The 13,904-nt window shown below is 63.8% G+C and carries 15 protein-coding genes; 1 reads left to right on the top strand and 14 read right to left on the bottom strand.

The features are described 5' to 3' along the window. Position 1: 1 nt before the first annotated feature. The 10 genes from atpD to ACQ3DC_RS00700 form a co-directional block, all read right to left on the bottom strand. Positions 2–1,456 carry a F0F1 ATP synthase subunit beta gene (gene atpD, locus ACQ3DC_RS00655; RefSeq protein WP_157241835.1) on the bottom strand — a complete coding sequence of 485 codons (1,455 nt, stop codon included), beginning with the start codon at positions 1,454–1,456 and terminating at the stop codon, positions 2–4. 83 nt (positions 1,457–1,539) lie between these two features. Next, a complete protein-coding gene (locus tag ACQ3DC_RS00660; protein ID WP_157241834.1) occupies positions 1,540–2,430 on the bottom strand; it encodes a F0F1 ATP synthase subunit gamma in 891 nt (296 codons plus the stop codon). Between the two features lie 72 nt (positions 2,431–2,502). Next, on the bottom strand, positions 2,503–4,140 hold the full coding sequence (gene atpA / locus ACQ3DC_RS00665) for a F0F1 ATP synthase subunit alpha (protein ID WP_157241833.1): 1,638 nt from the start codon (positions 4,138–4,140) through the stop codon (positions 2,503–2,505). A 79-nt stretch (positions 4,141–4,219) separates the two neighbouring features. Beyond that, positions 4,220–5,047 (bottom strand): F0F1 ATP synthase subunit delta, encoded by an 828-nt coding sequence (locus tag ACQ3DC_RS00670; RefSeq protein WP_321213855.1) that lies wholly within the window; start codon positions 5,045–5,047, stop codon positions 4,220–4,222. Further along, a complete protein-coding gene (locus tag ACQ3DC_RS00675) occupies positions 5,047–5,598 on the bottom strand; it encodes a F0F1 ATP synthase subunit B (protein WP_323056548.1) in 552 nt (183 codons plus the stop codon). Before ACQ3DC_RS00675 ends, ACQ3DC_RS00670 begins: the two co-directional genes overlap by 1 nt. A gap of 52 nt (positions 5,599–5,650) precedes the next feature. Further along, positions 5,651–5,854 (bottom strand): ATP synthase F0 subunit C, encoded by a 204-nt coding sequence (gene atpE, locus ACQ3DC_RS00680; protein WP_009356484.1) that lies wholly within the window; start codon positions 5,852–5,854, stop codon positions 5,651–5,653. A gap of 107 nt (positions 5,855–5,961) precedes the next feature. Continuing rightward, entirely contained in the window at positions 5,962–6,762 is an 801-nt protein-coding gene (atpB, locus tag ACQ3DC_RS00685) for a F0F1 ATP synthase subunit A (protein ID WP_321213856.1), read from the bottom strand. Positions 6,763–6,843: 81 nt separating this feature from the next. Next, positions 6,844–7,182 carry an AtpZ/AtpI family protein gene (locus tag ACQ3DC_RS00690; RefSeq protein WP_157243091.1) on the bottom strand — a complete coding sequence of 113 codons (339 nt, stop codon included), beginning with the start codon at positions 7,180–7,182 and terminating at the stop codon, positions 6,844–6,846. Beyond that, on the bottom strand, positions 7,182–7,655 hold the full coding sequence (locus tag ACQ3DC_RS00695) for a hypothetical protein (protein ID WP_421092311.1): 474 nt from the start codon (positions 7,653–7,655) through the stop codon (positions 7,182–7,184). Before ACQ3DC_RS00695 ends, ACQ3DC_RS00690 begins: the two co-directional genes overlap by 1 nt. A gap of 109 nt (positions 7,656–7,764) precedes the next feature. Further along, positions 7,765–8,877: an MraY family glycosyltransferase gene (locus ACQ3DC_RS00700; protein WP_430751315.1), complete on the bottom strand. Its 1,113-nt coding sequence runs from the start codon at positions 8,875–8,877 to the stop codon at positions 7,765–7,767. A 336-nt stretch (positions 8,878–9,213) separates the two neighbouring features. On the opposite strand from ACQ3DC_RS00700, the gene ACQ3DC_RS00705 reads away from it, so the two are divergent. Beyond that, positions 9,214–10,110: a glycosyltransferase gene (locus ACQ3DC_RS00705; RefSeq protein ID WP_157241827.1), complete on the top strand. Its 897-nt coding sequence runs from the start codon at positions 9,214–9,216 to the stop codon at positions 10,108–10,110. A 10-nt stretch (positions 10,111–10,120) separates the two neighbouring features. On the opposite strand, the gene ACQ3DC_RS00710 is transcribed toward ACQ3DC_RS00705, so the two are convergent. Genes ACQ3DC_RS00710 through prfA form a run of 4 tightly spaced genes read right to left on the bottom strand, consistent with a single transcriptional unit; the run spans position 10,121 to position 13,710 of the window. Continuing rightward, positions 10,121–10,894, bottom strand: coding sequence for a WecB/TagA/CpsF family glycosyltransferase (locus tag ACQ3DC_RS00710; protein ID WP_157241826.1), 774 nt, complete (start codon positions 10,892–10,894; stop codon positions 10,121–10,123). Continuing rightward, on the bottom strand, positions 10,894–11,730 hold the full coding sequence (locus ACQ3DC_RS00715) for an L-threonylcarbamoyladenylate synthase (RefSeq protein ID WP_430751316.1): 837 nt from the start codon (positions 11,728–11,730) through the stop codon (positions 10,894–10,896). Before ACQ3DC_RS00715 ends, ACQ3DC_RS00710 begins: the two co-directional genes overlap by 1 nt. Before the next feature lie 12 nt (positions 11,731–11,742). Further along, a complete protein-coding gene (gene prmC, locus ACQ3DC_RS00720; protein WP_430751317.1) occupies positions 11,743–12,615 on the bottom strand; it encodes a peptide chain release factor N(5)-glutamine methyltransferase in 873 nt (290 codons plus the stop codon). 21 nt (positions 12,616–12,636) lie between these two features. Continuing rightward, positions 12,637–13,710, bottom strand: a complete 1,074-nt coding sequence (gene prfA, locus ACQ3DC_RS00725; RefSeq protein WP_104998378.1) for a peptide chain release factor 1 — start codon at positions 13,708–13,710, stop codon at positions 12,637–12,639. Positions 13,711–13,904: the final 194 nt, after the last annotated feature.

Below are 13,904 nucleotides of genomic sequence, written 5' to 3' on the forward strand. Positions count from 1 at the left end.
ATTACTTGGTCTGTTCCTGGATCTTGGCCCACTGGCGCTCTACGTCATCCAGGCCGCCGACGTTGAAGAACGCCTGCTCTGCGATGTGGTCGAGCTCGCCATCGCAGATGGCGGAGAAGCCTTCGACGGTGTCCTTGATGGAAACCGTGGAACCTTCGACGCCGGTGAACTGCTTGGCGGTGTAGGTGTTCTGCGAGAGGAACTGCTGGATGCGGCGTGCACGCGACACGACGATCTTGTCCTCTTCGGAGAGTTCGTCAACGCCGAGGATGGCGATGATGTCCTGGAGTTCCTTGTTCTTCTGCAGGATCTGCTTGACACGGACAGCCGTGTTGTAGTGGTCCTTGCCGATGTACTGGGGGTCCAGGATGCGGGAGGTGGACGTCAGCGGGTCAACTGCCGGGTACAGGCCACGGGAGGCGATTTCACGGGAAAGTTCCGTGGTCGCGTCCAGGTGCGCAAAGGTAGTTGCCGGGGCTGGGTCGGTGTAGTCATCCGCGGGGACGTAGATGGCCTGCATCGAGGTGATGGAGTGGCCCTTGGTGGAGGTGATGCGCTCCTGCAGGAGGCCCATCTCATCAGCCAGGTTCGGCTGGTAGCCCACGGCGGAGGGCATGCGGCCGAGGAGGGTGGAGACCTCGGAACCTGCCTGCGTGAAGCGGAAGATGTTGTCGATGAAGAGCAGCACGTCCTGGTTCTGGACATCGCGGAAGTACTCCGCCATGGTCAGCGCGGACAGGGCCACGCGGAGGCGCGTTCCCGGCGGCTCATCCATCTGGCCGAACACAAGGGCGGTGTCCTTGAGGACGCCTGCCTCTTCCATTTCAACCCAGAGGTCGTTGCCCTCACGGGTACGCTCGCCGACGCCGGCGAATACCGAGGTACCACCGAAGTTGCGGGCCACACGGGTGATCATTTCCTGGATCAGAACGGTCTTGCCCACGCCGGCGCCGCCGAAGAGGCCGATCTTGCCACCCTTGATGTAGGGGGTGAGGAGGTCGATGACCTTGATGCCGGTTTCCAGCATCTCGGTGGAGCCTTCGAGCGAGGCGAAGTTCGGTGCCTTGCGGTGGATCGGCCAGCGTTCGCTGATGTCCAGTTCCGACTCTGCAACGTCCAGGGGCTGGCCCAGCACGTTGAAGATGTGGCCCTTGACGCCGTCGCCAACGGGTACGGAGATGGGGGCGCCGGTGTCCACTACGTTGGTGCCGCGGACCAGTCCGTCGGTAGCCTGCAGGGAGATGGCGCGAATGAGGTTGTCGCCCAGGTGCAGGGCGGTCTCGAACGTGATGGTCTTGGTTACACCGTTGAGAGTAATCTCGGTGGTGAGGGCATTGTAGATGGACGGGATTGCGTCAGCCGGGAATTCGACGTCGACAACCGGGCCGATTACGCGCGCAATGCGGCCGGTGGCACCGGACGTTGCGGCTACGTGTTCGGTAGCAGTGGCAGTCATCTCTCTCACTTCACTCAGTAGATGGCGTGGGTTTAAGTTTATCTGTGGTGGTGCAGGTCCTGCGGAATCCGACCTGCTGCAGGCTAGGACGCGAGGGCGTCGGCGCCGGCAACAATCTCGGAAAGCTCCTGCGTAATTTCAGCCTGGCGGGCCGTGTTGCGCAGACGCGTGTACTTCTTGATGAGGTCCGTGGCGTTGTCGCCGGCGGACTTCATGGCCCGCTGGCGTGCAGCAAGCTCCGAAGCCGCAGCCTGCAGCATGGCCGCGAAGATGCGTGACTCGATGTAGCGCGGCAGCAGGGCATCAAGAACCTGCTCGGTTTCCGGCTCGAATTCGTACAGCGGCAACAGGTCCGATTCAGAAGCGGCCTGCTCTTCCACTACTTCCAGCGGAAGCAGGCGGATGACAGTGGGCTCCTGGGTAACCATGGACTTGAAGCGGGTGTACACCACGTGGATCTCGTCCACGCCGCCCTCTTCGTAGTCGGTTGCGAACTCGGACAGCAGTGCTTCGCCGATTTCGCGCGCGGTGGCGAATTCGGGTGCGTCCGTCCCTCCGGTCCAGACCCGTGCGTATTCACGGTTCCGGAAATCGAAGTAGGCCTGGGCCTTACGTCCAACGACGTACGTCTTGACTTCCTTGCCTTCTTCGTGGAGCAGCTCGATGAGACCTTCCGCCTGCTTGAGCACGCTGGCCGAGTACGAACCTGCCAGTCCACGGTCCGCGGTAATTACCAGGACAGCGGCACGGCGGATCTGATCCGGCTCGGTGGTCAACGGGTGGTCGATTTCGCTTTGAGTTGCGACAGCAGAAACGGCGCGTGTGATCGCGTTCGCGTAAGGCAGTGAAGCTGCTACGCGCGCACGGGCCTTGCCGATGCGCGAGGTAGCGATCAGTTCCATCGCCTTGAAGATCTTGCGCATCGACGTGGTCGAGCTGATCTTCTGGCGGTAGACCCGGATCTGGGCTCCCATACTTATCCTTTCCTAACATTCCTTAGACCGGATGCGCCGGGCCCTTGGGCCCGGCACATCCGGCCAGCGGAACTAGCGCTTCTGCTTGACGATTTTTTCCTGGTCGACTTCGCCCTCGGAGATGGCTTCATGCTCCTCGTGGCCGGCGCCTACCAAGCGGTCGTCGCCCTCGCCGAAGAAACCCTTCTTGAAGTCCACGATGGCGGACTTCAGGGCTGCTGCGGTGTCGTCGTCCAGCACATTGGTCTGCGCCAGCGTGGTGAGGATCGAGGACTTGTGCGTCAGGTGCTCCAAGAACTCGGACTCGAAGCGGCTGATGTCCTCAACCGGAACGTCGTCCAGGTAGCCGTTGGTGCCGGCCCAGATGGACACAACCTGGTTCTCCACCGGGAACGGCGAGTACTGGCCCTGCTTGAGCAGTTCCATCAGGCGGGCGCCACGGGTCAGCTGCTGGCGGGATGCGGCATCCAGGTCCGACGCGAACATGGCGAATGCCTGCATGTCGCGGTACTGGGCCAGATCCAGCTTCAACGTGCCGGAGACCTTCTTCATGGACTTCACCTGTGCGGCGCCGCCCACGCGGGAAACGGACACACCAACGTCGACAGCGGGGCGCTGGTTGGCGTTGAAGAGGTCCGACTGGAGGAAGATCTGGCCGTCGGTGATGGAGATGACGTTGGTCGGGATGTAGGCGGACACGTCGTTCGCCTTGGTCTCGATCAGCGGCAGGCCCGTCATGGAACCGGCACCCAGTTCGTCGGACAGTTTTGCACAACGCTCCAGCAGGCGGGAGTGCAGGTAGAACACGTCGCCCGGGTAGGCTTCGCGGCCCGGCGGGCGGCGGAGCAGCAGCGACACTGCACGGTAGGCCTCGGCCTGCTTGGAGAGGTCATCGAACACGATGAGGACGTGCTTGCCGCCGTACATCCAGTGCTGGCCGATAGCGGAACCTGCATACGGTGCCAGGTACTTGAAGCCTGCGGGGTCGGATGCCGGAGACGCCACGATAGTGGTGTACTCCAGTGCGCCGTTGTCCTCGAGGGTCTGGCGGATGGCGGCGATGGTGGACGCCTTCTGACCGATCGCCACGTAGATGCAGCGGACCTGCTTGGTCACATCGCCCGAAGCCCAGTTGGCCTTCTGGTTGATGATGGTGTCGATCGCAATGGCCGACTTGCCGGTCTGGCGGTCGCCAATGATGAGCTGGCGCTGGCCGCGGCCGATCGGGATCATGGCGTCGATGGCCTTGAGTCCGGTCTGCATCGGCTCGTGCACCGATTTGCGCTGGGTCACGCCGGGAGCCTGGAGCTCCAGTGCGCGGGTGGTTTCGGCCTTGATCTCGCCGAGGTCGTCGATGGGCATGCCCAGCGGGTCGACAACGCGGCCAAGGAAGGCGTCGCCCACGGGAACGGACAGAACCTGTCCGGTGCGGTGGACTTCCTGGCCTTCTTCGATGCCGGTGAAGTCGCCGAGGATGATGACGCCGATTTCGCGGACGTCGAGGTTCTGGGCCAGGCCCAGCGTGCCGTCCTCAAAGCGAAGCAGCTCGTTCGCCATGACCGAGGGAAGGCCCTCAACACGGGCGATGCCGTCACCAGCGGTAGATACGCGGCCGACCTCTACGCGTTCTGCGTTTCCGGGTTCGTAGGACGCCGCGAACTCGTTCAGCGCAATACGGACGTCGTCGGCGTTGATGGTCAATTCGGCCATCTGCAGTCCCTGCTCTCCTGTTTTGTGATCACCGTTTCCGGTGACCGGGGTTTCTATCAGTTAGGTTGTGCTTGTCCGGCTAGCCGGCCAGCTGGCGCTGCAATTGGCCCAGCCTGGCGAGGACCGAAGCGTCGAGCACTTCGTCACCAACCTGGACACGGATGCCGCCAATAAGTGACGGGTCAACATTGAGGTTGACCTTCAGTTCCCGCCCGTACATGGCATTCAGGCCCGCCTGGAGGCGGTCAAGCTGCGTCTGCGTCAGGGGACGGGTCACGCTGACCGTTGCAATCCAGCGCTGCTGCCGCTTGGCCGCCAGTTCGGCGAACCGCTGAACCAGCCGCGTGGGCTTGATGCCGCGGGGCTGGGTGACGGCCTGCGAGATGAGGACTTTAGCTTCCTCGCTTGCAGCTGGCACCAGCTTCGCGGCCAGTGTGGCCTTGGCCGCAGCACTGGCCTGTGGTTCGGACAGAGCACGCTGCACCTCGTGGCTGGAGGCAACGGCCTGGTTGAAGGAGAACAGATCGTTTTCCAGTTCTTCCAGGCCAGTGATTCCGGAGGCAGAAACGGCCGACTTGTTTTCAGCAACGGAAATGACCACCGTTGCGGCAAGAGTCTCGAGTGCATCGCCGATGTCACGGGCCGTTGCCCAGCGCGAGCTGGCCAGTCCGCCCGCGATCTCTGCAGCATCAGCGGAGACTTTCCCGCCAACCAGCTGCTTGACCAGCGCCGACTTTTCGTCACCGTTGCGGGACGGGTCAGTCAGGGCGCGGCGCAAGCCAGCCGAGCTGTCCACCATTCCCAGAATTCCGAAGAGTTCCTTTGCCAGCTGCAGCGACGCGGTGGGAAGTTTGGCTTCCAACTCTGCCAGCGCTGTTGCCAGCGATTCGCTCGATACGCCTGCCATTACTTAGCTGCACCTGCGTTCTGGGTCTCCAGATCTGCCAGGAAACGGTCCACGACCCGTGCTGCACGCTCGTCGTCGCTGAGCGCTTCGCCGACAATCCGGCCCGCCAGGGTGGTGGCCAGGGTGCCGACCTCGGAACGCAGGGACACAACGGCCGCCTGGCGCTCGGACTCGATCTGTGCGTGGGCCTGGGCCGTGATGCGGGCAGACTCTGCAGCTGCCTTCTCCTTGAGATCCGCGAGGATCTGGGCACCTTCGGCGCGGGCTTCCTCACGGATGCGGTTGGCTTCGGTGCGGGCGTCGGTCAGCTGCTGCTTGTACTCTTCGAGTGCAGCAGACGCCTCAGCCTGGGCCTTTTCAGCCTTTGCAATGCCGCCTTCGATGGCCTCGGCACGCTCGGCGAAGGTCTTTTCGAACATCGGGACAACGAACTTGACCACGATGAAAAAGAGGATGGCAAAGCCCACGAAGACAACGCCCATTTCCCAGATATTGGGAACCAGGGGGTTGACTTCGCCCTCAGTGGCGGCTGAGATGATCAGCTGATTCATATTTCACCCGTCCTTATCTACTCGGTTCTGTAAGTTCGCTTCGCTCTAAGGACTAGAGAACGAAGGCGAAGACCAGGCCGAGGATGGCGAGGGCTTCGGTCAGCGCAAGGCCGAGGAATGCGATCGGCTGCAGGACGCGCTGTGCTTCCGGCTGGCGTGCAACGCCGTTGATGTAGGCAGCGAATACGAGACCAACACCGATACCACCGCCGATTGCGGACAGACCGTAACCTACGAGGTTGAGATTGCCTTCCATTTTTATTCCTTTCAAGATGCCACCCATGTGGCAGGTTGTTTGGTTTGCTCTATCCCCGCGAGGGGAAGTCTTAGTGCCCGGCGGCGGGTTGCCGGCAGGCAGGGTGCCTAGTGGCTGTCGGCGTGAAGTGCACCTTCGATGTAGATCGCAGTCAGCAGGGTAAAGACGTAGGCCTGCAGGACCATGATCAGGGCTTCAAGCATGTACATGGCGATCGCCCCGGCCAGGACCAGGAGCGAGGTTCCCTTGAGCAGGAGGTTCTCCTGCATGACGAGGAACTCGATGCCGTAGCCGGCGATCATCACGATGAGGTGGCCTGCGAGCATGGTGGCGAACAGACGGAGGCTGTGCGTAACAGGCCGGACCAGGAAGTTGGAGATGATCTCGATCGGGATGACGATCGGAAGGATGAACCACGGAACACCGGAGGGCACGGTGGCCAGCTTGAAGTAACGGAGTCCGTTCTTCTTGACGCCGATGGCGATCCAGGTGACGTAGACAATGCCGGCCAGCACGTAGGCGCCGCCCACGTGCGAGAACGTGGGGAGCTGGAAGAACGGGATGGCCCCGTAGATGTTGTTGACCAGGATGAAGAAGAAGAGGCTGAACAGCAGCGGGACGTACTTCATGAAGTCCCTGCCGCCGATGATGTCCTTGGCGATTCCGTTCCGGACGAAGCCGTAGGCGGCCTCTCCGGCGAACTGGAGCTTGCCGGGTACCAGCTGCTGCTTGCGTGCGGCAAGCACGAAGAAGACGGCGATAAAGACGACAGAGAGGAGGACCAGCAGCATCTGCTTGGAGAATCCTTCTGCGGCACCCCACGGCAGGATTGCCGGCAAATGCATTTCGTTAATACCAGGAGGAGTAAACTCTCCTGAATCTTGGGCCGGGAGCGCAAGCGCGATCAACGCGTTTCCTCTCTGCAGTGTCCATCATTGGGCGTTGGGCGGGGACCGGCAGCCGGAAGGCCTGCTGTTCCCCCTGTGAAATTATTTGGCATTAGTGTCGCCGTCCTGGGACGGCCCGCTGGAAGCACGGCGCTCCCCAGCATTGTTTCGAGAACTGGTAAGGCCATGCATGTGGGAAAGGTAGAAACCTCCGACGGCTCCAAGCAGGGCGCCTGCGAGCACGATCCAGCGCGTTCCCCACACGTAATCCAGTCCCCACCCTATCAAACTCCAGACGATGATTCCGCCAATGATGTAGCTGAATACGGCCATGCCGGCGTTGTATCCGCCGCTGGTTCCGTCGCTCGATACACCGGGGGCAGAACCGCTCGATCCGCTGTTCCCGTTGCGGCCTTTGTTGGGCTTCTTCGGATCACGCATCATGGTTTTCCTTGTTCCGGCTCGTTGTAGATCTGCAGGCGCGCCTTGCTGAAACCGTAGATTTCAGCAGCCTGCCACAGGACCACTGCGGTCACCGCTCCGGCCACAAACCAGCGCCCTTGCAGCCACTGCGGAGCCCCTACGACGAACAGCACGACGGCGAAGCCGACCACCTTGACGAAGTAGGTTGCCACGAACATGCCGATGGCGCCCGAAGGGTTGCCGCGGCCCACGAAATGTCCCACCAGGAGGCTGATTCCGAAGAACAGCATGACCAGCAGGCCGCCCGCGGTACTGGACAGGGCGGCGTTCACGCCCTGCAGAAGCACGGCTGCGACCGCGCAGAGGAGCAGGCCGGCGGCAGAAGCAATCGAGCTCAGCTTGAGGAGGTGCAGCCAGAGCGACGGAGTGGGGCCGGATGCGCCAACACTTCCGTTGCCGGACGGAGGTCCGGACTCGGCGTTGGAGGTCATTCGATCCCAATCGTCGGCACCAACAGGCGGTTCGCCGGCAGGCAGGTTTGGAGGGGCAGCTTTGGCTGCCCCTAAATTCTACACGAGATAGAAATAATTGGCATCGAGGTTACGCCCGCGTCTCTTCGCCGCGCCGGGCAAGGTACGGCCAGGCGGTGACGAGGCCCATGACAAGGGTGGCGAAGAGGTCCACAGCGAGCACCACCTGCCACGGGAAGATGGCGAAGGCCAGTCCCCCGAAGGAGAGGATGCCGGTCCAGAGGTACATCAGGATCACCGCGGTGCGGTGCGAGTAGCCGATGTCCAGCAACTTGTGGTGCAGGTGGCCCTTGTCCGCGGACCAGGGCGAGCGGCCGCGGGCGGTGCGCCGCACCACGGCCAGGCCCAGGTCCAGCAGCGGCAGGAAGAGGACGGCGAACGGAAGCAGGATGGGAATCACGGTGGAGATACCGTTGGCCCTGTCATACAGCCCCGACGTGATCTGTCCGGTGGACACGACGCCGGCAGAAGCCATCAGCAGCCCGATCAGCATCGCACCGGAATCGCCCATGAAGATTTTGGACGGAAACCAGTTGTGCGGGAGGAAGCCCAGGCAACTGCCCACCAGGACGGCGGTGATCAGGGTGGCGAGGTCCGAATAGTCCAGCAGCACGGCGTTGCGGTGCACCCAGTATGCGGTGAAGAAGAACGCGGTCCCGCCGATGATGGCCACACCCGCGGCGAGGCCATCCAGGCCATCGATGAAGTTGAAGGCGTTCATCGTGGTGACGATCAGCCCCGCGGTCAAGAGCACCCGTACCGTCTCGTTTTCGAGGTAGATCGCTTCCGGCACCCAGGGGACGATGGTCATCTGGACTCCCCAGATGGCCACCGTAAGGCCCGCGGCGCTTTGCCCGATGAGTTTCACCCACCAGCGGATGTCCAGCAGGTCGTCCGCCACGCCCACCAGGACGATGACGGCAGCACCGGCAAGGACGCCCCAGGGGGAGAAGTTATTGCGGTAGATGTCCTTGACGAAGAATGACTGGCTGGCAACAATCAGCGCAACCATCACTCCGAGGAACATCGCCACGCCGCCCAGCCGCGACACCGGGATCGAATGCATGTCGCGGCTGCGGATGGGCAGGTGCAGTTCCAGCCGGTGGCCGACGACCCGCGCTGCCCAGGTGGCCGCGTAGGACACGATGGCAGCCGTCAGCCCCATCAGCAGGTACATGATCATGGGGCGGGGGCCGTTTCAGGGGGGAGGCTGAAGCAGGGCAACCGTGCCGGCAGCTGGTCCTTGGTCGAGGGGCTCACGGGCCGGGAATCTGTTCTTCGATAAATGAAACTTCTCCGTCGCCGAGCGCGCAGCAGGCAGTACGCATTTCCGTATGCGCAGTGCCATACAAAACGCAGTGCCTTACAGAACGCAGTGTCTTACAAAACGCAGTGCCTTACAGGGCTGTATTACAGTGGACTCTAGTCAAAGATACTAGCGCCAACAGCATCATGGCTTCGCGCCACACGGCGCAGTGCGAGCGGGGAAATCCCTGTCAGCCATGCTGAAAGGACCCCAATGACCCCCCGCATAGCCGTCGCTGCCGTGACCTTCGACCGGCCCAATGAACTGGCTGTCCTGCTGGATGCGATCAACGCGCAGAGCGCACCCGTGGAGACGATCTGCCTGGTGGACAGCGGCACGGCCCCGGCCGCGGACGTCGCCGCCAAGCACCCGAATGTCGACTACGTCCGCTCGGAAGCAAACCTCGGTGGAGCAGGCGGATTCGCCCTGGCGGCGCTGAAGGCCGTGGCCAGCGGTGCCACATGGATCTGGATGATGGACGACGACGCCGAGCCGGCTGATCCGGAATGCCTTGCAACGCTGGTGCGTGAGGCTGAGGCACGGGACCTGGAAGCGGTGGTTCCGCTGGTGACGGCGCCGGGCCAGCCCGACCGGCTTTCCTTTTTCTTCCGCCTGGACGGCAAGGTCACGCACAGCCGCGCCGAGGTGGAAAAGCTGGGTTTCCTGCCCAACGACGGCCACTTCTTCAACGGGGCGCTGATCCGTTCCGACGTCTTCTTTAAAGTGGGCCTGCCCGACATGCGGCTCTTTATCCGCGGCGACGAGGTTGACTTCACCATCCGTCTTCGCAAGGCGGGGATCAGGTTCGGCACGGTGACCACTACCGCCATCACCCACCCGCACGCGTTTTCGGAGACCCAGCATGTGTTCGGCGCCGGCTGGCACGTCATTGTTCCGGAATCGGCCTTCAAGCGGTACTACTATTACCGGAACCGCGGCTATCTGATCCGCCGGTACTTCCGCGTCAGGTCCTTCGTTGCGGATGTGGGCGGCTATCTGGGCTACTTCCTGCAGCGCCGGGACCTTCCCGGCTTCCTGGGCTGGGCCAGGTCCTTCACCACCGGCCTCCGGGGCAAGGGGTTCGCGCCGCTGGAAGACCAGAAGTTCTAGGCTGCGGTTCCTAGCTCCTGCGCGCCAGCCCCTGGCGCTTCAGCCCGCGGGCGGCCAGGAGCCACAGCAGCACCCAGGGCTCGCCAAGCACGCGGTACGCCACGCGGCGGGGATGAAGCAGCAGGCGCCACGCCCACTCCAGTCCCAGCCTGCCCAGCCACCGGGGGGCGAGCTTCTGGAAGCCGGCAAGCTGTTCGATCGCTCCGCCTACGGCGCAGTAGACCGCGGGCGGCATCTCGCCGAGGCGCCGCTGCAGGACTTTTTCCTGCAGGGGCATGCCAAGTCCGATCAGGACCAGCTGCGGCTGCTGCCGGTGGAGCCAGGCCACAGCTTCATCCTCAAGCCCGTCATCCCAGCCCTCCCCCGGAAAGCCTGCAACCTTTGCGCCGGGGACGATTGACTGCAGCTTCCTGACGGCGCCGGCGTTGGCCTCCGCACCGGCGCCAAGCACGGCGATCCGCTCCAGTCCCCGCACCTGGTCCAGCGCCGGAAGCCAGTCGGTCGAGCCCAGCCTGTAGTCCATGACGGGGCCTTCAGCCTTGCCTGTCCTCCCCCACAGCCAGAGCACGGGAGCCCCGTCCAGCAGGACCACGTCGCTCCGCTGGTAGAGGTCGCGGAAGCCCTCATCCGAGAGGGTCAGCGTGACGCTGTGGAGGTTATGGCCCAGCACCGTCCGGGTGGAGCCTTCCTGGACGTAGCGGCTGAGCTCCGCCACCAGTTCCGGAACGCGCAGCGGGGTTGCTTCAACATCCAGCACCGGGACCTGCTGGCGGTCCAGTGCCATCAAGATTCAGTGTCCCGCGCCGGCGCCGGGGTTGCGGGAGCGGGGGGTTCGACGGCGGAGGACCCTGCCGGGGGCTGGACCGGCGCGGCGGCCTGCTCCTCCGCCACGGGAGCTGCAACCGCAGGCGACGCGTCAGCGGGTTCTGCATCCAGCGGTTCCTCTTCAGCCATGGGGATCTCCCCCAGGCCCAGAACACCCGGAACGTGTTCCCGGAGCTGGTCAAGGCTTACGGCACCGTTGCGGACCACTCGCAGGTGCGGCCCCGTGGCGTCAACAATGGTGGAGGGCACGGCGTCCTGGCCTTCCTGCGGCCGGAAGCCTCCTTCCAGGTAGACCTCCACTGAATCGGCAAGCTGCTCGCGCGCGGCGGCGGCCGTCTGCCCGGGCGCGTGGCCCGTGCGGTTCGCAGAGGATACGGCGAGCGGCCCGGTAAGGGTCAGCAGTTCCTGGGCGATCTCGTCGTCAGGCATGCGCAGTGCCACCGTCCCCTTGGTCTCGCCCAGGTCCCAGTCGAGGGACGGCTGGGCGTGCAGGATCAGGGTCAGGCCGCCCGGCCAGAACGCCTCCGCAAGCTTGCGGGCATCCGGGGACACATCCGTAGCCAGTCCATCAAGTGCATTGATCCGCGGGATCAGCACGGGCGGTGGCATGGTGCGGCTGCGTCCCTTGGATACCAGCAGCATGGTCACCGCCTGGGGCGAAAAGGCGTCGGCGGCAATGCCGTAAACAGTGTCCGTGGGAAAGACCACGCACTTCTTCTCGCTGATGGCCCGCTGGGCGTGCTCCAGCCCCTTGGCGCGCTCGTCGTCACTGGTGCAGTCGTAGGTAGTGGTCACTCGCCTATTCTTTCATTCCCTGTAGTCCGGATCCGCGAGCAGGGCGCTGGTGGCGCGTTCCTTGCCGTTGAGGTCCAGATGCGTCCTGATTCCGGTCCAGTTCCCTGCCCTGGCCAGCATGGCCGAGATCCAGCCCGCCTGGACTTCCGCGTGTTCCATCACGAAGTAGCCGCCCGGCCGCAGGAGGCGGGCCGCGGAGGCAGCGGCCGCCGTCGGAAGTTCCATGCCGTCCGCTCCCCCGCCGTACAGCGCTTCGGGCGGATCGTGGAGGGCGACTTCGGGTTCGTTGGGGATGGCTTCGGCGGGGATGTAGGGCGGGTTGGACACCACCACGTCGAAAGTTCCGTTGAGCTCCGGCAGCGCGTCCCGCAGGTCCCCCTGGACGAGGTTGACGCCCAGGGGCGCCAGGTTCCTTGCAGCCCAGGCGTGGGCGAGGGGGCTGAACTCCACCGCGTGGACTTCGGCGGCGGGCACCTCGTGGGCGATGGAGCCGGCGATGGCGCCGGATCCGGTACCAAGGTCCACAATGCGCGGGTGCGGCACGCCGATGACGTGGTCGATCACCAACTGCACCACGGACTCGGTCTCCGGGCGGGGAATGAAGACCCCCGGCCCCACGGCCAGTTCGAGGTAGCGGAAATGCGCCACACCGGTGATGTGCTGCAGCGGCGTCCTGCCGGCACGCTCCGCCACGAGGGCCGCATAGCCTTCCGGCGTTGGAGTATCGCCAAGCATCATGGCGCGGAGGCGGCCGAGCCCGACACTCAGGAGGTGGTCGGCGAGCAGTTCGGCGTCCACGCGGGGGCTGGGCACGCCGGCGTCCCGGAGGATGGCTGTTGCCTCGGCGACGGCATCCGCAAGCGACTGGCCTGGCTCAAGTGTCATGTCTGGGATGTGCCGGAAGGACTAATCGCCGATGGCGTCCAGGCGAGCCTGTTCGTCCATCTCAATTGCGGACTGGATGACGGGTTCCAGGTCGCCGTTCATCACCTGGTCCAGGTTGTATGCCTTGTAGCCGGTGCGGTGGTCCGCGATGCGGTTTTCCGGGTAGTTGTACGTGCGGATGCGCTCCGAGCGATCCATGGTGCGGATCTGCGACTTCCGCTGGGCCGAGTTCTCGGCGTCGATCTGCTCCTGCTGGTGAGCCAGGATGCGTGCCCGCAGCACGCGCATGCCGGCTTCACGGTTCTGCAGCTGCGACTTCTCGTTCTGCATGGCCACCACGATTCCGGTGGGAAGGTGGGTAATGCGCACGGCAGAGTCCGTGGTGTTGACCGACTGGCCGCCCGGGCCGGAAGACCGGTAGACATCGATCTTGAGGTCGTTCTGGTTGATCTCAAGCTCTTCGGGCTCGTCCACCTCGGGGAGGACCAGCACGCCGGCCGCCGAGGTGTGGATGCGGCCCTGGGATTCGGTGACGGGAACGCGCTGGACGCGGTGTACGCCGCCCTCGAACTTCAGGCGGGCGTAAACGCCCTCGGCAGGATCGTTCGAGTTGCCCTTCACGGCCACCTGGACGTCCTTGTAGCCGCCAAGGTCGGATTCCGTGGCGGAAATGATTTCGGTTTTCCAGCCGCGCGATTCCGCGTACCGGGTGTACATGCGCAGCAGGTCGCCGGCAAAGAGCGCAGCCTCGTCGCCGCCCTCACCGCCCTTGACTTCAAGGATGACGTTGCGGGCGTCGTCAGGATCCCGCGGAATGAGCAGCCGCCGCAGCTTGGCCGCGGCGGTTTCCAGCGCGGCCTCAAGCTCGGGAACCTCGGCAGCAAATTCGGGGTCCTCCCCCGCCATTTCCTTGGCGGCAGCAAGGTCATCCCGGATAGCCTCCCACTTGTGGTAGGCCTCAACAATGCCATTAAGCTGAGCCGACCGCCGCCCCAGCTTCCGGGCAAGCCGCTGGTCAGCATAAACAGCAGGATCCCCCAGCTGCGCCTGGATGGAGTCATGCTCATCAAGCAGGCCCTGTACGGACTCAAACATTTAAAACCTCTTTCGACTTGTACAAGTCTAGTTACTGCAACGCGGGGTCAGTTAACGCCCAATCCAGGGCTCCCGGAGGGCCAAGTGTGACCCCGCGTCGCGTCTCTTGGTGCGGAACCGTTAACGACGAACCGCTCAAAATATGCCGGCCAGGGAGCAGTCGATGACTCCCAACCTTCGCAAGCTCAGGTCGG

Origin of the sequence: Paenarthrobacter sp. NEAU-H11, from assembly GCF_050573415.1 — a bacterium.
Classification (GTDB): Bacteria; Actinomycetota; Actinomycetes; order Actinomycetales; family Micrococcaceae; genus Arthrobacter.